This is a genomic window from Serratia silvae (genome assembly GCF_023282985.1).
GTDB classification, from domain to species: Bacteria; Pseudomonadota; Gammaproteobacteria; order Enterobacterales; family Enterobacteriaceae; genus Chania; species Chania silvae.
Map to the genome: position 1 here is coordinate 249610 of NZ_JAGQDC010000001.1, position 18404 is coordinate 268013.

Here is an 18404-nt window from a genome sequence, read left to right on the forward strand (position 1 = left end):
TGGGGCCATGCCCCAGACAGGACAGGCGCTACGTTCCGGCGTCAGACAAGAACAAGCTATGTAAGCCTGGAGGCAAACCCATGGAAATATTGTCAGGAGCCGAGATGGTCGTCCGATCGCTGATCGATCAGGGCGTTAAGCATGTATTCGGCTATCCGGGCGGGGCGGTACTCGATATCTATGATGCCCTGCACACGGTCGGGGGCATCGATCATATTCTGGTGCGCCATGAGCAAGGGGCGGTGCATATGGCCGATGGCTATGCACGAGCAACCGGCGAGGTGGGCGTAGTGTTGGTCACTTCTGGCCCAGGAGCCACCAACGCCATTACCGGCATCGCCACCGCCTATATGGATTCCATCCCGATGGTGGTGCTCTCTGGCCAGGTGCCAAGCTCGCTGATTGGCTACGACGCCTTCCAGGAATGCGACATGGTAGGGATCTCCCGCCCGGTGGTAAAACACAGCTTCCTGGTCAAGCGTACCGAAGACATTCCTTCCGTGCTGAAAAAGGCGTTTTATCTAGCTTCTACCGGTCGCCCTGGCCCTGTGGTGGTCGATCTGCCGAAAGATATCGTTGGCCCGGCGGTAAGAATGCCCTATGCGTATCCGCAGGACGTCAGTATGCGTTCCTACAATCCGACGGTGCAAGGCCACCGTGGGCAGATCAAACGCGCTCTACAGACCATTCTGGCGGCTAAAAAACCGATCATGTACGTGGGCGGCGGTGCCATTAATTCGGGTTGCCATGAAGAATTGCTGCAACTGGCGGAAAAGCTGAACCTGCCGGTCACCTGTACGCTGATGGGGCTGGGGGCGTTCCCGGGTACTCATCGCCAAAGCGTCGGTATGCTGGGCATGCACGGCACCTATGAAGCTAACAAGACCATGCATCATTCCGACGTGATTTTTGCCGTTGGGGTGCGCTTTGACGATCGCACTACCAATAACCTGGCCAAATACTGCCCGGATGCCACGGTGCTGCATATCGATATCGACCCGACCTCTATTTCCAAAACGGTGGATGCCGATATTCCTATCGTTGGCGATGCCAAACAGGTGCTGACGCAGATGCTGGAACTGCTGGCGCATGAGGACAAAGCGCAGGATTTCGATGCGCTGCGTGACTGGTGGCAGTCCATTGAGCAGTGGCGCGCGCGTGATTGCCTGGGCTACAACAAAGACAGTGGCACCATCAAACCTCAGGCGGTGATCGAAACGCTGCACCGCCTGACCAAGGGCGATGCCTATGTCACCTCCGACGTTGGCCAGCACCAGATGTTTGCCGCGCTCTATTATCCGTTCGATAAGCCGCGCCGTTGGATCAACTCTGGTGGGCTGGGCACCATGGGCTTTGGTTTGCCAGCCGCCCTCGGGGTAAAACTGGCACTGCCAGACGAAACGGTAGTGTGCGTCACCGGTGACGGCAGCATTCAGATGAATATCCAGGAGTTGTCCACGGCTCTGCAGTACAACCTGCCGGTGGTGGTAGTCAACCTGAATAACCGCTACCTGGGCATGGTGAAACAGTGGCAGGACATGATCTATTCTGGCCGCCATTCGCAGTCTTATATGGATTCCTTGCCGGACTTCGTCAAGCTGGCAGAAGCTTATGGCCATGTCGGCATCGCCATTCGTACCCCGGATGAGCTGGAAATCAAGCTGGCGCAGGCGCTGGCTGAAAAAGAACGTCTGGTATTTGTCGATGTGACCGTCGACGAGACCGAACATGTTTATCCAATGCAGATCCGCGGTGGAAGCATGGACGAAATGTGGTTAAGCAAAACGGAGAGAACCTGATGAAGCGCCGTATCTTATCGGTATTACTGGAAAACGAATCCGGTGCGTTGTCGCGCGTCGTCGGGCTGTTCTCTCAGCGTGGCTACAACATCGAAAGCCTGACGGTCGCTCCTACCGATGATCCAACCTTGTCGCGCATGACGATCCAAACGGTGGGTGATGAAAAGGTGCTGGAGCAGATAGAGAAGCAGTTACATAAGCTGGTTGACGTACTGCGCGTCAGTGAGCTGGTGCAGGGGGCTCACGTTGAGCGTGAAATCATGCTGGTGAAGCTGCAGGCCAGCGGCTATGGGCGTGAAGAGGTGAAGCGCAGCACGGATATTTTCCGTGGGCAAATTGTGGATGTCACTTCGTCGCTTTACACCGTGCAGTTGGCGGGAACCAGCGACAAGCTGGACGCCTTCCTAAACGCCGTACGTGAAGTGGCTGAAATCGTCGAAGTGGCCCGCTCGGGGATTGTTGGCGTGTCGCGCGGTGACAAGATTATGCGCTGATAGCGGGTTTTCTGCACTGTATCGAGGGCGTGGCAGGTTTGTTACGCCCTTTCTTTTTTATTTTTTGCCCATTTGCTGGCACCTTTGGGCGAAAGCGGTTGCTCGGCCGTGTTTTCTGCTGTTAGATCGCCATTACGGGTTGAATAACCATAGTGACTATCATGGTTACTCATTACCCTTCCGCTTTCGGTACGCCATACTCTGAAAGCGTGGGGGTAAACAACGCCACAGGATCCATTGTCATTTTGAGAGTCATTTAAAGGGGTTAACGTGAAACTGGATGAAATCGCGCGTCTCGCAGGCGTTTCGCGCACTACGGCCAGTTATGTCATCAACGGCAAAGCGAAGCAGTATCGTGTCAGCGATAAAACCGTCGAAAAAGTGATGGCCGTGGTCAGGGAGCACAATTATCACCCGAATGCCGTAGCTGCAGGGCTGCGTGCAGGTCGCACTCGTTCTATCGGCCTGGTGATACCGGATCTGGAAAATACCAGCTATACCCGCATCGCTAACTACCTGGAACGTCAGGCGCGTCAGCGCGGTTACCAACTGTTGATTGCCTGCTCGGAAGATCAGCCGGATAATGAAATGCGCTGTATTGAGCACCTGCTGCAACGCCAGGTTGATGCGATCATCGTCTCCACTGCGTTGCCGCCGGAGCATCCGTTCTATCAGCGCTGGGCTAACGATCCTTTCCCGATTATCGCGTTGGACCGCGCCCTGGATCGTGAACACTTTATCAGCGTGGTGGGGGCCGATCAGGAAGACGCCTTTGCTTTGGCGCAGGAGTTACGTACTTTCCCCGCCAAGTCGGTGTTGTATCTGGGGGCTTTGCCAGAGCTTTCGGTCAGCTTCTTGCGTGAGCAAGGTTTCCGCCAGGCCTGGCAGGATGACGAGCGGCAGGTGGATTATCTGTATGCCAACAGCTATGAACGTGAAGCGGCCGGCGTGCTGTTCGCGGAATGGCTGAAAACCCATCCAATGCCACAGGCGTTGTTTACCACCTCATTTTCGCTGTTGCAGGGCGTGATGGACGTAACGCTGAAACAGCGTGGGCGTTTACCGACGGATCTGGCGATTGCCACCTTTGGTGACCATGAGCTGTTGGATTTCCTAGAGTGTCCGGTGCTTGCCGTGGCCCAACGCCACCGTGAAGTTGCCGAGCGGGTGCTGGAGCTGGTGCTTGCCAGCCTGGATGAACCGCGCAAACCCAAACCGGGTATGACGCGCATTCGCCGTAACCTGTTCCGCCGTGGCAGCCTGAGCCGCAAATAAGTTTAAAAGGGCCGCAGTCTGCGGCCCTTTCCCTCACACGTAACCCACGCGAAACAGCCTGCGGCAATACTCCAGAAAATAGCCGTACACCACGCCCATCGCCATCGAGATCACCGCATTGCTGGTCACTGCGGCCAGGATCTGCTGGCCATCCGCGCCCACGCTCCACAGAATGGCGGCGTACACCGGCGATTGAAAACTGACGTAAGCCAACAGATCGGCCAGGTTACGCAGCAAAAATTGCCCTCGAGGGCTGCGGCGTGCGGTGGCGATAAAGAAATCGCGGTAGCGACCATAGGGCCAGGCGATCAGGATATTGACAGGGATCGACACCAGTCGGGAGGAGAGCGATTGGCTAAAGCTCATGCCCGAAATCAGTATTTCAATCGCCATCCCGACGATAAAACAGTACACCACCAGCGCAAAAGTATCGGCGGCAGCGCTGCGCCATGGTAAAACGGCTCTAGACATGACACGATCCCTGAATTTATCGGTTAACATGTTGCTTATTAATGTTAATTAGGTGTTATTAACTGACATTTCTGCTGTTTTGTAGTCTACTTGACTGCGTTGGATGTTTTAAGTGGCTTAAAATTTTTATTTTTAACATTTGGCTGATTTTTATCCTGGCAACGGTGGGAAAAGCGTGGAAAGCAGGGATTTAAAATGGTGTTTGACAATATTTTCATTATAAACAGTTGGTTATGGTTTTATGGTGATGATGAGGTGACGGGTTTGCGGGTGGATCAGTAATAGGCTTAATAAATTTACGTATATTCCTGTATTCGCAAAAAAAACCGGATGAATTGTAAATAGGTGTTTTGAGAATAATCTTACGATATTGATTTGAATCATAATTGGCGGCTTGAGCCAGTGGTTCGCCATTTATTTTATCTTTGGGTTGTTCTTTGAAGGAATAATTGAAGTAAAATAGCGCGCCGTTGGCAGTGAAATACTCGCTGAGTGTTATTAAGTCAAGGGTTTATGGCATTTCCCTGCTGGCAGGCGGCTTGCGGCCAAGCCTTGACCGATGCGGGATGCGGTGGGGTTGTCCCCGCCGAGAGCGATGTTGAAAAGTGAGACCTGGATTGCAGAAGGACATAATGAGTTATTTAATCGTCAATTTGTGTTTATTTTAATCACACTCTTTCCGCTTAGAAAATTCTCCTCTTTAATCATGATGTTAATTTATATTCATGCAATAAATAGAGTTCCTTTCGTGAGCCAGCCTCCAAAATATGCCTATAAATATTGCCAAACCGCTCTTGCTCTGGCTTGACAAGGTTTTCATACCCTCCGTAAACTCCCTTATGTGGGAATTTGTGGTGTAAAGTGGTGAAAAGGGTCACGAGGGGGTAGCTCAGGTATGTTTCGTGGGGCAACGATGGTCAACCTCGACAGTAAAGGACGGCTCGCCGTACCAACCCGTTATCGGGATTTACTGAATGAGGAATCGCAAGGCCAAATGGTTTGCACCATTGACCTCCATCAGCCCTGCCTGCTGCTTTATCCATTACCGCAATGGGAAATCATCGAGCAAAAGTTGTCCCGTCTGTCGAGCATGAATCCCGCCGAGCGCCGCGTCCAGCGCTTGCTGTTGGGGCATGCCAGTGAGTGTCAGATGGATAATGCCGGCCGGTTGCTGTTAGCCAATACGCTACGCCAACATGCCGGGCTTACTAAAGAAGTGATGCTGGTCGGGCAGTTCAACAAGTTTGAACTGTGGGATGAACAGACCTGGTATCAACAAGTCAAGGATGATATTGACGCGGAACAGTCCACTCAGGAACCGTTGTCTGAGCGGCTACAGGACTTGTCACTATAAGCATGCTGGAAAATTATAAACATACGACCGTACTGTTGGATGAGGCCGTGAAGGGTCTCAATATTCGCAGTAACGGCATATACATCGACGGTACTTTTGGTCGCGGTGGTCATTCTCGTCTGATCTTGTCCCAACTGGGGCCGGAAGGGCGCTTGTTGGCTATCGATCGCGATCCGCAGGCTATTGCCGCAGCTCAATCTATTGCAGATCCACGTTTTACTATCATCCACGGTCCGTTTTCCGATTTGGCTGACTATGTGCAGCAACGGGAACTGGTGGGCAAGATCGACGGCGTGTTGCTCGACTTAGGTGTATCTTCCCCGCAGCTGGATGACGCAGAACGCGGATTTTCCTTTATGCGTGACGGCCCGCTGGATATGCGTATGGACCCTTCCAGCGGCCAATCCGCCGCCGAATGGTTGATGAAAGCGGAGGCCGACGATATTGCCTGGGTGCTGAAAACCTTCGGTGAAGAGCGCTTTGCCAAACGCATCGCCCGCGCCATCGTGGAGAGAAACCGCGTAGAGCCGATGACCCGTACCAAGGAACTGGCGGAGCTGATCGCCCATGCCAGCCCGTTCCGTGATAAGCATAAACACCCGGCAACCCGCAGTTTCCAGGCGATCCGTATCTACATCAACAGCGAGTTGGAAGAGATCGAACGTGCGCTGGACGGCGCATTAGCTGTGTTGGCCCCAGAAGGCCGCCTGTCGATCATCAGCTTCCATTCGTTGGAAGACCGTATTGTCAAAAGCTTTATGCGCCACCACAGCCGTGGTGCCCAGGTTCCGGCAGGAATTCCGCTAACCGAAGCGCAGTTGCGTGAAATGGGCGGCCGCACGCTGAAAGCCTTGGGCAAAATGAAGCCAGGTGATGTTGAAGTGGCGGAAAACCCACGTGCGCGCAGCTCGGTACTGCGTATTGCCGAGAGGATGCCAGCGTGATTGGCAATGAGCGCCACGGTTTAGTTGGCGTCATTGGTGGCGATCTGCTGCGTAACGCCAAGATCCCGCTGATTTTGATGATAGCCGCGCTGGTTTCCGCCGTATTTGTGGTGACCACCGCACACCGTACCCGCCTGCTGACCGCCGAGCGCGAACAGCTGGTGCTGGAGAGGGATGCGCTGGATATCGAATGGCGCAACCTGATCCTGGAAGAGAATGCCCTTGGCGATCACAGCCGTGTAGAGCGTATCGCCACCGAAAAACTGCAGATGCAACACGTTGATCCATCGCAGGAAATTATCATTGTCAAGCCATGAGTGGTTTAGCCGAAGTCACGATACGGAGCAAATAGCTAACGCATGAAAGCAGTACGTCCCGGTAAGAAGTTGAAACGCCAGGAAGATCAGGCCAGCTTTGTCAGCTGGCGTTTTGCGTTGCTGTGCGGCTGTATTCTGTTGGCGCTGGTTGGGCTGATGCTGCGTGTGGCTTATTTGCAGGTGATCAATCCGGATCGGTTGGTGAAAGAAGGCGACATGCGTTCACTGCGCGTGCAGTCCGTTCCCACTGCGCGCGGCATGATTAGCGACCGCTCTGGCCGCCCGCTGGCAGTGAGCGTACCGGTGAACGCCGTGTGGGCCGATCCGAAAGAGTTGAATGAACGCGGGGGTATTACGCTGGATTCGCGCTGGAAAGCGCTGTCCGACGCGTTACAAATTCCGCTCGATCAGCTCTCCAATCGTATTAATGCCAATCCGAAGGGGCGCTTTGTCTATCTGGCCCGGCAGGTTAACCCGGCGATTGGTGATTACATCCACAAGCTGAAATTGCCTGGCATCTACCTACGCCAGGAATCGCGCCGCTACTACCCGTCTGGCCAGGTTACCTCCCATATCATCGGCGTGACCAACATTGACGGCGAAGGGATCGAAGGGGTCGAGAAGAGCTTTGATCGCTGGCTGACCGGCCAACCGGGCGAAAGAACCGTACGTAAAGACCGCTATGGCCGAGTGATCGAGGATATCTCCTCGGTAGACAGCCAGGCGGCGCACAATCTGGCGCTGAGTATCGATGAACGCCTGCAGGCGTTGGTTTACCGTGAACTGAACAACGCTGTTGCCTTCAACAAGGCAGAGTCTGGTACCGCGGTGCTGGTGGACGTAAACACCGGCGAAGTGTTGGCGATGGCCAACAGCCCATCGTACAACCCGAACAATATGGCCGATACGCCGAAAGACACCATGCGTAACCGTGCCATCACCGATATTTTTGAACCTGGTTCTACCGTGAAACCGATGGTGGTAATGACGGCGTTGCAGCGCGGCGTAGTGAAAGAAAATAGCGTGCTCAATACCATTCCTTACCGCGTTAGCGGCCATGAAATCAAAGACGTGGCGCGTTATTCGGAACTGACCGTAACCGGGATCTTGCAGAAGTCGAGTAACGTCGGTGTTTCAAAGCTGGCGTTAGCGATGCCGTCCTCAGCGTTAGTAGATACTTACTCACGTTTTGGGCTGGGAAAAGCGACCAATTTGGGGCTGGTCGGAGAAAGCAGTGGCTTATACCCAAAAAAACAACGGTGGTCTGACATAGAGAGGGCCACCTTCTCTTTCGGCTATGGGCTAATGGTAACCCCGTTACAGTTAGCGCGAGTCTATGCCACGATTGGCAGCCTGGGCGTTTATCGCCCGCTGTCGATCACCAAGGTTGACCCTCCTGTTGCCGGTGAACGTGTCTTCCCAGAGGCTACCGTGCGTACGGTAGTGCACATGATGGAAAGCGTCGCCTTGCCGGGCGGTGGCGGGGTTAAAGCCGCCATCAAGGGTTATCGTATTGCTATAAAAACCGGTACGGCCAAAAAGGTCGGGCCGGATGGTAAATACGTCAACCGATATATCGCTTATACCGCGGGGGTGGCGCCAGCAAGCCAGCCTCGTTTTGCTCTGGTGGTGGTCATCAACGATCCACAGGGTGGGAAATACTACGGTGGCGCGATTTCCGCGCCAGTGTTTGGTGCCATCATGGGGGGAGTGCTGCGGATCATGAACGTTCAGCCAGATGCGCTGCCCACCGGTGACAAAAGCGAATTAGTGATAAATAACAAAGAGGGTTCAGGTGGCCGATCGTAATTTGCGCGATTTACTCGCTCCGTGGGTGCCAACAGCACCCGAGCGCGCGCTGCGGGAAATGATATTAGACAGCCGTATTGCGGCTGCCGGGGATCTGTTTGTCGCCGTAGTTGGCCATCAAACGGATGGACGCCGCTATATTCCGCAAGCCATCGCACAAGGGGTTGCCGCCGTTATCGCCGAAGCGGAAGGCGAAGCTGAAGACGGTAAAATTTGCGAAATGCACGGCGTGCCGGTGATTTACCTGAGCCAACTTGGCCAGCGCCTGTCGGCGTTAGCCGGGCGTTTCTATCATCAGCCTGCCGAACGTCTGCGCCTGATTGGCGTGACGGGGACCAACGGTAAAACCACCACCACGCAACTGCTAGCCCAGTGGAGCCAACTGTTGGGCGAAACTGCCGCAGTGATGGGTACCGTGGGCAACGGTTTGTTAGACCAGGTTTGCCCAACGGAAAATACCACTGGTTCTGCCGTCGACGTGCAGCACGTGCTTAACGATTTGGCGCAGCAAGGGGCCACTTTTGCCGCGATGGAAGTCTCCTCTCATGGCCTGGTGCAACACCGCGTGGCGGCTTTACCCTTTGCCGCCGCCGTATTCACCAACCTGAGCCGCGATCACCTGGATTACCACGGTGACATGGCCAGCTACGAAGCGGCCAAATGGTCACTGTTTGCTGGCCACGACGTTGGTCAGGCGATCATCAATGCCGACGATGAAGTCGGGCAGCGTTGGCTGGCCAAATTGCCAGACGCGGTGGCCGTCACCATGCAGAATAATTTGCAGCCTGGCTGTCATGGCCGCTGGCTGAAAACCACGGCGGTGGACTATCACGATAACGGTGCCACCATCCACTTCAGCTCAAGCTGGGGCAACGGCGAGATCGAAAGCCGCCTGATGGGAGCATTTAACGTCAGTAACCTGATCCTGGCATTGGCGACGCTGCTGTCTCTCGGTTATCCGTTTGAGAAGTTGGTTAACACGGCCAATCAGCTACAACCGGTCTGTGGCCGGATGGAAGTCTTCAATGCGCCAGGTAAACCGACGGTGGTGGTGGATTATGCTCACACCCCGGATGCGCTGGAAAAAGCGCTGGAAGCCGCTCGCCTGCATTGCCAAGGGCAACTGTGGTGCGTGTTTGGCTGCGGAGGTGATCGTGATAGAGGTAAGCGCCCACTTATGGGTGGCATTGCCGAGCAGTTTGCCGACCGGGTGGTGGTCACGGATGACAATCCGCGCACCGAAGAACCGCAGGCAATCATCAAGGATATTCTGGCCGGGCTGCTGGATGCCGGGCATGTACAGGTGATCCACGGGCGCGCCGAAGCCGTGACCAGCGCCATCATGCAGGCTAAAGAGCAGGATGTGGTGCTGGTGGCGGGTAAAGGCCACGAGGATTACCAACTGGTGGGCAACCGCCGTCTGGATTACTCCGATCGCACCACCGTCGCACGTTTGCTGGGGGTGTTGGCATGATCCCGGTCTCCCTCCAGACGCTGGCGGCGGTATTGGATGCCGAGCTGATCGGCACCGATTGCATCATTACCGAAGTGACGAGGGATACTCGTCAAGTCACTGCGGGTTGCCTGTTTGTAGCCCTGAAAGGGGAGCGTTTCGATGCTCACGACTTTGCTGCTGATGCTGTCGCCGCTGGTGCAGGCGCTTTGCTGGTAAGTAAGCGCTTATTGGTGGAGGCTCCGCAACTGGTGGTGAAAGATACCAGTCTGGCACTGGGGCAGTTTGCTGCCTGGGTACGTCAGCAGGTGCCAGCCAAAGTGGTGGCGCTGACCGGTTCATCGGGCAAGACCTCGGTGAAAGAGATGACCGCGGCCATTTTACGTGAATGTGGCGAAGTGCTGCATACCGCCGGGAATTACAATAACGAGATCGGCGTGCCGTTAACGCTGCTGCGTTTAGAGCCGCAGCATGATTTTGCGGTGGTCGAGCTGGGTGCCAACCATATCGGTGAGATTGCCTATACCACCGCCTTGGCGCAACCGCAGAGCGCGCTGGTGAATAATCTGGCCGCTGCCCATCTGGAAGGTTTTGGCTCACTGGCTGGCGTTGCGCAGGCCAAGGGCGAAATCTTTGCCGGTTTGCCGGCGGATGGCGTGGCGATCCTCAACGCCGATAGCAACGACTGGCCGCACTGGCAGGCGCAGTTACAGGGCAAGACAGTCTGGCGTTTCTCTCCCCAGGCTGCAGAATCAGTGGATTTCTATGCCCGCGATATCCAGGTGAAAGGGAGCGTAACTCACTTCACTTTGCACAGCCCGTTCGGCACGGTGGCGATCAAGTTGCCATTGCCGGGCCGCCATAATGTGGCCAATGCGTTGGCGGCGGCAGCACTGGCGATGTCGGTTGGCGCTACGCTGGCCGCTGTGAGTGCAGGCTTGCAACAGCTTCAGGCGGTGCCTGGGCGTTTGTTCCCGATTGTCTTGGCGAAAGGCAAGCTGTTGCTTGATGACAGCTATAACGCCAACGTCGGTTCCATGACGGCAGCAGCGCAGGTGCTGGCAGAAATGCCGGGTTATCGCGTGATGGTCGTTGGCGATATGGCCGAGTTGGGCGCAGAGGCCGAAGAGTGTCATCGTCAGGTGGGTGAAGCAGCCCGTCTGGCCGGTATTGATAAAGTCATCAGCGTGGGCGGGCTGAGCCAGGTATTGAGCTCCGCCGCCAGTAACGGTGAACATTATCAGGATAAAACAGCAGTGACCGCGCGCGTAGCGGAACTACTCTCAGCACATGCGGTAATTACCGTGTTAATCAAAGGTTCACGTAGTGCCGCAATGGAGCAGGTAGTACGCGCGTTACAGGAGAAAGCACCATGTTAGTTTGGCTGGCCGAGCATTTGGTCAAATATTACTCAGGCTTCAACGTCTTTTCCTATCTGACGTTCCGGGCCATTGTCAGCCTGCTGACCGCGCTGTTCCTTTCCCTGTGGATGGGGCCGAAGGTGATCAAACGCCTGCAGGAAATGTCCTTTGGTCAGGTCGTACGTAACGACGGGCCAGAGTCTCACTTTAGCAAGCGCGGTACGCCGACCATGGGCGGCATCATGATCCTGACCTCCATCACCATTTCGGTGCTGATGTGGGCCTATCCGTCCAACCCTTACGTGTGGTGCGTGCTGTTCGTGCTGGTGGGTTACGGTATCGTCGGCTTTGTTGATGATTATCGCAAAGTGGTGCGCAAAGATACTCGGGGACTGATTGCCCGCTGGAAATATTTCTGGCAATCGGTGATTGCCCTGGTCGTGGCCTTTGCCATGTATGCCGTAGGAAAAGACACGCCAGCCACCGAGCTGGTTGTGCCGTTCTTTAAGGACATCATGCCGCAGCTGGGCTTGCTGTACGTGGCGTTGGCCTACTTCGTGATTGTCGGCACCAGCAACGCGGTCAACCTGACCGATGGGCTGGATGGCCTGGCGATCATGCCAACCGTGTTTGTGGCGGCGGGCTTTGCGCTGGTGGCCTGGGCGACCGGTAACATGAACTTCGCCAATTACCTGCATATTCCGTATTTGCGTCATGCCGGTGAGTTGGTCATCGTCTGCACTGCGATTGTCGGTGCCGGTTTGGGTTTCTTGTGGTTTAACACCTATCCGGCTCAGGTGTTTATGGGCGACGTGGGTTCACTGGCACTGGGCGGCGCGTTGGGCACCATCGCCGTGCTGCTGCGCCAGGAGTTCTTATTGCTGATTATGGGCGGCGTGTTTGTGGTTGAAACGCTGTCGGTGATCCTGCAGGTGGGATCGTTCAAGCTGCGCGGGCAACGTATTTTCCGCATGGCGCCGATCCACCATCACTATGAATTGAAAGGCTGGCCAGAACCACGGGTGATCGTGCGCTTCTGGATTATTTCGCTGATGCTGGTGCTGATTGGCCTGGCGACGCTGAAGGTGCGCTGATTATGGTGGATTATCAGGGTAAAAAAGTGGTCATCATCGGGCTGGGCCTCACCGGCCTGTCCTGCGTTGATTTCTTTATGACCCGTGGCGTGACGCCGCGGGTTATGGATACCCGTATTTCGCCGCCGGGCCTGGACCAACTGCCCGAGAGCGTTGAACGTCATCTGGGTTCCCTGAACCAGGAGTGGCTGCTGTCTGCGGATTTGATTGTAGCCAGCCCAGGCATGGCATTGGCGACTCCGGCCTTGAGCGCTGCCGCCGATGCCGGGGTTGAGATTGTCGGTGACGTTGAGCTGTTCTGCCGTGAAGCCCAGGCGCCAATCGTGGCGATCACCGGTTCTAACGGCAAGAGCACCGTCACCACGCTTGTGGGTGAAATGGCTAAGGCCGCCGGTTGGGCCGTGGGCGTTGGGGGCAATATTGGCCTGCCAGCGCTGAGCCTGCTGCGCCAGGAGTGCCAACTGTACGTGCTGGAACTGTCGAGCTTCCAATTGGAAACCACTCACAGCCTGCATCCCACAGCGGCCACCATTTTGAACGTGACCGAAGATCATATGGATCGCTATCCATTTGGTCTACAGCAATACCGTGCCGCCAAATTGCGCGTCTATGAAAATGCCGAAGTCTGCGTAGTGAATGCGGACGATGCGCTGACCATGCCGGTGCGCGGTGCCGATGAGCGCTGTGTCAGCTTTGGTGCCGACGTGGGGGACTACCATCTTAACCGCCAGCAGGGTGAAATCTGGCTGCGGGTGAATGGTGAGAAAGTCCTCAACACCAGCGAGATGAAGCTCACCGGTCGCCATAACTTTACCAATGCGTTGGCGGCCCTGGCCCTGGCCGATGCCGTCAAGCTGCCGCGTGCGTCCAGCCTGAAAGCGCTGACGACCTTTACCGGCCTGGAGCACCGCTTCCAACTGGTGTGGGAACACAACGGCGTGCGCTGGATTAATGATTCCAAAGCCACCAACGTCGGCAGCACCGAGGCGGCGCTGAACGGCCTGCAGGTTAAGGGCACGCTGCATCTGCTGTTGGGCGGTGATGGCAAGTCTGCGGACTTCTCGCCGCTGGCGCGCTATCTGCAAGGTGACAACGTGCGCTTGTACTGCTTTGGCCGCGATGGCGCACAGCTGGCACAACTGCGTCCGGATGTCGCCACACTGACAGAAACGATGGAGCAGACGATGCAGGCCATTGCCCGCGAAGTGAAGTCGGGTGACATGGTGCTGTTGTCACCGGCCTGCGCCAGCCTGGATCAGTTCCGTAATTTTGAAGTGCGTGGCAACGAGTTTGCCCGTCTGGCACAGGAGCTGGGCGGATGAGACTACGGGTGCCGACGTTTGGCCTGACCAACAAGCTGAAAGACTGGGTGATGGGATCGCGTGAAAGCGATACGAGCAGCATGGTGCTGTATGACCGTACCCTGCTGTGGCTGACCTTTGGCCTGGCGATTGTTGGTTTTGTGATGGTGACGTCGGCCTCGATGCCTATCGGCCAGCGCCTGGCAGATGATCCGTTCCTGTTTGCCAAGCGTGATGCACTTTACCTTGGTCTGGCATTCGGCCTGTCGCTGGTGACGCTGCGTGTCCCGATGGCCGTTTGGCAGCGCTATAGCAACGTCATGCTGCTGTTATCGATAGTCTTGTTGCTGGTGGTGCTGGTGGTGGGCAGCTCGGTCAACGGGGCTTCACGCTGGATTTCACTCGGCCCGTTGCGTATCCAGCCCGCTGAGTTATCCAAGCTGTCGCTGTTTTGCTACCTGGCGAGCTATCTGGTACGCAAAGTGGAGGAAGTCCGCAGCAACTTCTGGGGCTTCTGTAAGCCAATGGGCGTGATGGTGGTGCTGGCGGTGCTGCTGCTGGCTCAGCCGGATTTGGGGACGGTGGTGGTGCTGTTTATCACCACGCTGGCCATGCTGTTCCTGGCCGGGGCGAAAATGTGGCAGTTCCTGGCGATCATCGGTTCAGGGGTGTTTGCCGTAGTGCTGCTGATCATCGCGGAACCTTACCGTATGCGCCGTGTGACTTCGTTTTGGAACCCATGGGCCGATCCGTTTGGCAGTGGTTACCAGCTAACCCAGTCGCTGATGGCGTTTGGCCGCGGCGAGTTCTGGGGGCAGGGGTTGGGCAACTCGGTACAGAAACTCGAGTATTTACCCGAGGCGCACACTGACTTTATCTTCTCCATTTTGGGCGAAGAACTGGGCTATATCGGTGTGGTTTTAGCCCTGTTAATGGTATTCTTCGTCGCTTTTCGTGCCATGTCGATTGGCCGCCGGGCGTTGGAGATAGACCAGCGATTTTCCGGTTTTCTGGCGTGTTCAATCGGTGTCTGGTTCAGTTTCCAGGCGTTGGTGAACGTCGGTGCGGCAGCGGGGATGTTGCCAACCAAAGGCTTGACCTTGCCACTGATAAGCTACGGTGGCTCGAGCCTGATCATTATGTCGACGGCTATCGTGCTGTTGCTGCGAATTGATTATGAAACGCGCCTGACCAAAGCGCAGGCGTTTGTGAAGAGGTAGCGGATGAGCGGTAAAGCTAAGCGTTTAATGGTGATGGCAGGCGGTACCGGCGGGCACGTGTTTCCGGGGCTGGCGGTCGCACATCATCTGATGGCGCAGGGCTGGCAGGTTCGCTGGCTCGGCACTGCAGACCGAATGGAAGCCGATCTGGTGCCAAAGCACGGGATCGAGATTGATTTTATCCGCATCTCCGGGCTGCGTGGCAAAGGGCTGAAAGCCCAGTTGACCGCACCGGTGCGTATCTGGCAGGCGGTGCGTCAGGCGAAAGCGATTATGCGCAGCTATCAGCCGGACGTCGTGCTGGGAATGGGCGGTTACGTTTCTGGCCCTGGCGGTTTGGCCGCCTGGCAGTGTGGCATCCCGGTGGTGCTGCATGAGCAGAACGGCATTGCGGGCCTGACCAACCGCTGGCTCTCAAGGATCGCCAAGAAAGTGTTACAGGCGTTCCCTGGCGCGTTCCCGAATGCGGACGTAGTGGGTAACCCGGTGCGTACCGATGTGTTGGCGCTGCCGCTGCCTGCCGAGCGTCTGAACGGGCGTGAAGGGCCGATCCGCGTGCTGATTATCGGCGGTAGCCAAGGTGCACGCGTGCTGAATCAGACAGTTCCTGAAGTCGCCGCGCTGCTGGGCGATAGAATAGTCCTCTGGCATCAGGTAGGTAAGGGCGCATTGCCAACGGTACTGCAAGACTACGAGAGGGTAGGGCAGACCGGGCACAAGGTGACCGAGTTTATTGATGACATGGCAGAGGCTTATGCCTGGGCGGATGTGGTGGTGTGCCGTTCCGGTGCGCTGACCGTCAGCGAAGTGGCGGCGGCGGGATTACCGGCCATTTTTGTACCGTTCCAGCACAAAGATCGTCAGCAATACTGGAACGCGCGTCCTCTGGAAGAGGCTGGTGCGGCTAAAATTATCGAACAGCCGCAGTTTACTGCCGATGTCGTGGCAGAACTGCTGGCAAGCTGGGACCGCCCAACGCTGTTGACGATGGCCGAAAAGGCCCGCGCGGTGGCGATACCGGATGCAACAGAACGTGTGGCGGCTGAAATTATTCGTGCAGCCCTGTAAGGCCGTAGGGGTTACCCCTGTTGAGCTAAATCGAACCTGATAGATAGAGAAGTGATGAATACACAACAATTGGCGAAACTACGTACTTTCGTGCCTGAGATGCGACGCGTCCGGCACATTCACTTTGTTGGCATCGGTGGTGCCGGCATGGGTGGTATCGCCGAGGTGTTGGCCAACGAGGGTTATCAGATCAGCGGTTCCGACCTGGCACCGAACCCGGTCACCCAGCAGTTGAGCGAGCTTGGGGCAACGATTTACTTTCATCACCGCCCGGAAAACGTGCTGGATGCCAGCGTGGTAGTGGTTTCGACCGCTATCCCGGCAGACAACCCGGAGATCGTCGCAGCCCGTGAGGCGCGCATTCCGGTGATCCAGCGGGCAGAAATGCTGGCCGAGCTGATGCGCTATCGCCATGGCATTGCCATCGCCGGTACGCACGGCAAAACCACCACCACGGCGATGGTGTCCAGTATTTATGCCGAAGCTGGTCTTGACCCAACGTTTGTTAACGGTGGGCTGGTGAAGGCGGCGGGTACCCACGCACGTTTGGGTTCTAGCCGTTATCTTATTGCGGAAGCGGATGAGAGCGACGCGTCGTTCCTGCACTTGCAACCGATGGTGGCGATTGTCACCAACATCGAAGCCGACCATATGGATACCTACCATGGCGACTTCGAGAATTTGAAGCAGACGTTTATCACCTTCCTGCACAACCTGCCGTTCTATGGTCGTGCGGTAATGTGCATTGACGATCCGGTCGTGCGTGAGTTGTTGCCGCGCGTGGGTCGCCATATCACCACCTACGGCTTTAGCGAGGATGCGGATGTGCGCATCGAGAGCTATAGCCAGATCGGGCCACAGGGGCACTTTACCTTGAGCCGTCAGGATAAGCCGTTGATGACGGTGACCCTGAATGCACCGGGCCGCCATAACGCCTTGAACGCGGCGGCGGCGGTTGCCGTGGCGACGGAAGAAGGCATTGCCGACGAAGCCATTCTGCGTGCGCTGGCCGGTTTCCAGGGGACGGGACGTCGCTTTGATTTCCTGGGTGAGTTCCCGCTGGCGGCGGTTAACGAAAAACAGGGTAGCGCCATGTTGGTGGACGATTATGGCCACCACCCAACGGAAGTGGATGCGACCATCAAGGCCGCGCGTGCCGGTTGGCCAACCAAGCGGGTGGTGATGATCTTCCAGCCGCACCGCTATACCCGTACTCGCGATCTGTATGACGATTTCGCCAACGTATTGTCGCAGGTTGACGTGTTGCTGATGCTGGATGTCTATCCGGCGGGTGAAGCTCCGATCCCTGGCGCTGATAGCCGTAGCCTGTGCCGTACCATTCGCAATCGCGGCAAACTGGATCCGATCCTGGTGTCCGATGCGGATACCGTGCCAACGCTGTTGGCGCAGCTGTTGCAAGGGGACGACCTGGTGCTGGTGCAAGGGGCTGGCAATGTCGGTAAAATCGCGCGCCGACTGGCTGAACTAAAACTGCAACCACAGATCAAAGAGGAGGATCATCATGGCTGATAAAGTCGCCGTATTGCTGGGTGGTACCTCCGCAGAACGTGAAGTTTCACTGCAATCTGGCGCGGCCGTGCTGGCCGGGTTGCGAGAAGCAGGCATTGATGCACATGGCATCGATACCCGTGACTTCCCTGTCACCGAGTTGAAAGCGCAGGGGTTCACCAAAGTCTTCATCGCGCTGCACGGGCGTGGCGGTGAAGATGGTACATTGCAAGGCCTGCTGGAGTTTTTGCAGTTGCCTTATACCGGCAGCGGCGTGATGGCCTCGGCGCTGACCATGGATAAATGGCGCAGCAAAATGGTGTGGCAGTCGATGGGGTTGCCGGTGGCACCTTACGTGGCGCTGAGCCGCCGCCAGTATCTGGGCGACGATCAGCAAAGCCAACTGGCAGCCATTGACGCTCTGGGGTTGCCGCTGATTGTGAAGCCAAGCCGCGAAGGTTCCAGCGTTGGCATGAGCAAAGTGACCGAACGCGCAGCCCTGGAAGGGGCGCTGGAAGAAGCTTTCCGTCATGATGAGGATGTGCTGGTAGAGAAATGGCTCAGCGGTCCGGAATACACTGTGGCGATCCTGGGCGATAAGGTGCTGCCTTCCATCAGGATCCAGCCAAGCGGTGTGTTTTACGATTACCAGGCTAAATATATCTCAGATGATACGCAGTATTTTTGCCCGAGCGGCCTGGATGCACAGCAGGAAGCCGCTATGGCAGCGTTGGCATTAAGGGCTTACCGTGGGCTGGATTGCAGTGGCTGGGGGCGTGTTGATGTCATGCAAGACAGCGATGGCAGCTTCTACCTGCTGGAGGCGAATACCTCGCCGGGCATGACCAGCCATAGTCTGGTCCCGATGGCGGCCCGGCAGTCCGGATTAACTTTCTCGCAGTTGGTTGCGGGAATTCTGGCGTTGGCTGACTGAG

17 protein-coding genes are annotated in these 18404 nt (G+C 56.3%); 15 read left to right on the forward strand and 2 right to left on the reverse strand.

Features of this window, described 5'->3' with window-relative positions; translation table 11 throughout:
- Positions 1 to 80 precede the first annotated feature (80 nt).
- Together ilvI and ilvN are read left to right on the forward strand one after the other, a co-directional pair.
- Positions 81 to 1799 (forward strand): acetolactate synthase 3 large subunit, encoded by a 1719-nt coding sequence (gene ilvI, locus KAJ71_RS01100; protein ID WP_248943992.1) that lies wholly within the window; start codon positions 81 to 83, stop codon positions 1797 to 1799.
- Entirely contained in the window at positions 1799 to 2293 is a 495-nt protein-coding gene (gene ilvN, locus KAJ71_RS01105) for an acetolactate synthase small subunit (protein ID WP_021179312.1), read from the forward strand. Before ilvI ends, ilvN begins: the two co-directional genes overlap by 1 nt.
- Positions 2294 to 2334: 41 nt before the next feature.
- Here ilvN and KAJ71_RS23390 read toward each other — a convergent pair whose 3' ends face one another.
- Positions 2335 to 2466: a hypothetical protein gene (locus tag KAJ71_RS23390; RefSeq protein ID WP_283106604.1), complete on the reverse strand. Its 132-nt coding sequence runs from the start codon at positions 2464 to 2466 to the stop codon at positions 2335 to 2337.
- A gap of 97 nt (positions 2467 to 2563) precedes the next feature.
- Between KAJ71_RS23390 and cra the strand changes: the two genes are divergently transcribed.
- On the forward strand, positions 2564 to 3568 hold the full coding sequence (gene cra, locus KAJ71_RS01110) for a catabolite repressor/activator (RefSeq protein ID WP_248943993.1): 1005 nt from the start codon (positions 2564 to 2566) through the stop codon (positions 3566 to 3568).
- Positions 3569 to 3601: 33 nt separating this feature from the next.
- Here cra and KAJ71_RS01115 read toward each other — a convergent pair whose 3' ends face one another.
- Positions 3602 to 4039, reverse strand: coding sequence for an L-alanine exporter AlaE (locus tag KAJ71_RS01115; protein WP_248943994.1), 438 nt, complete (start codon positions 4037 to 4039; stop codon positions 3602 to 3604).
- An 895-nt stretch (positions 4040 to 4934) separates the two neighbouring features.
- Between KAJ71_RS01115 and mraZ the strand changes: the two genes are divergently transcribed.
- Genes mraZ through KAJ71_RS01175 form a run of 12 tightly spaced genes read left to right on the forward strand, consistent with a single transcriptional unit; the run spans position 4935 to position 18403 of the window.
- Positions 4935 to 5393, forward strand: coding sequence for a division/cell wall cluster transcriptional repressor MraZ (gene mraZ, locus KAJ71_RS01120; RefSeq protein ID WP_024483534.1), 459 nt, complete (start codon positions 4935 to 4937; stop codon positions 5391 to 5393).
- 2 nt (positions 5394 to 5395) lie between these two features.
- Positions 5396 to 6337 carry a 16S rRNA (cytosine(1402)-N(4))-methyltransferase RsmH gene (gene rsmH, locus KAJ71_RS01125; protein ID WP_021179317.1) on the forward strand — a complete coding sequence of 314 codons (942 nt, stop codon included), beginning with the start codon at positions 5396 to 5398 and terminating at the stop codon, positions 6335 to 6337.
- Positions 6334 to 6654: a cell division protein FtsL gene (ftsL, locus tag KAJ71_RS01130; RefSeq protein ID WP_021179318.1), complete on the forward strand. Its 321-nt coding sequence runs from the start codon at positions 6334 to 6336 to the stop codon at positions 6652 to 6654. Before rsmH ends, ftsL begins: the two co-directional genes overlap by 4 nt.
- Before the next feature lie 42 nt (positions 6655 to 6696).
- Positions 6697 to 8463 carry a peptidoglycan DD-transpeptidase PBP3 gene (gene ftsI / locus KAJ71_RS01135; RefSeq protein WP_248943995.1) on the forward strand — a complete coding sequence of 589 codons (1767 nt, stop codon included), beginning with the start codon at positions 6697 to 6699 and terminating at the stop codon, positions 8461 to 8463.
- On the forward strand, positions 8450 to 9937 hold the full coding sequence (gene murE, locus KAJ71_RS01140; protein ID WP_248943996.1) for a UDP-N-acetylmuramoyl-L-alanyl-D-glutamate--2,6-diaminopimelate ligase: 1488 nt from the start codon (positions 8450 to 8452) through the stop codon (positions 9935 to 9937). The genes ftsI and murE overlap by 14 nt, the downstream gene beginning before the upstream one ends.
- Positions 9934 to 11295 carry a UDP-N-acetylmuramoyl-tripeptide--D-alanyl-D-alanine ligase gene (gene murF, locus KAJ71_RS01145; RefSeq protein ID WP_248943997.1) on the forward strand — a complete coding sequence of 454 codons (1362 nt, stop codon included), beginning with the start codon at positions 9934 to 9936 and terminating at the stop codon, positions 11293 to 11295. The genes murE and murF overlap by 4 nt, the downstream gene beginning before the upstream one ends.
- On the forward strand, positions 11289 to 12371 hold the full coding sequence (mraY, locus tag KAJ71_RS01150; RefSeq protein ID WP_021179322.1) for a phospho-N-acetylmuramoyl-pentapeptide-transferase: 1083 nt from the start codon (positions 11289 to 11291) through the stop codon (positions 12369 to 12371). Before murF ends, mraY begins: the two co-directional genes overlap by 7 nt.
- Positions 12372 to 12373: 2 nt before the next feature.
- On the forward strand, positions 12374 to 13693 hold the full coding sequence (gene murD / locus KAJ71_RS01155) for a UDP-N-acetylmuramoyl-L-alanine--D-glutamate ligase (RefSeq protein ID WP_248943998.1): 1320 nt from the start codon (positions 12374 to 12376) through the stop codon (positions 13691 to 13693).
- Positions 13690 to 14892 (forward strand): cell division protein FtsW, encoded by a 1203-nt coding sequence (gene ftsW / locus KAJ71_RS01160; protein ID WP_248943999.1) that lies wholly within the window; start codon positions 13690 to 13692, stop codon positions 14890 to 14892. The genes murD and ftsW overlap by 4 nt, the downstream gene beginning before the upstream one ends.
- Before the next feature lie 3 nt (positions 14893 to 14895).
- Positions 14896 to 15960 (forward strand): undecaprenyldiphospho-muramoylpentapeptide beta-N-acetylglucosaminyltransferase, encoded by a 1065-nt coding sequence (murG, locus tag KAJ71_RS01165; RefSeq protein WP_248944000.1) that lies wholly within the window; start codon positions 14896 to 14898, stop codon positions 15958 to 15960.
- Positions 15961 to 16014: 54 nt separating this feature from the next.
- On the forward strand, positions 16015 to 17490 hold the full coding sequence (gene murC, locus KAJ71_RS01170) for a UDP-N-acetylmuramate--L-alanine ligase (protein ID WP_024527168.1): 1476 nt from the start codon (positions 16015 to 16017) through the stop codon (positions 17488 to 17490).
- The gene (locus KAJ71_RS01175) at positions 17483 to 18403 is read left to right on the forward strand and encodes a D-alanine--D-alanine ligase (RefSeq protein WP_248944001.1); all 921 of its coding nucleotides are present in this window, start codon (positions 17483 to 17485) and stop codon (positions 18401 to 18403) included. The genes murC and KAJ71_RS01175 overlap by 8 nt, the downstream gene beginning before the upstream one ends.
- Position 18404 lies beyond the last annotated feature (1 nt).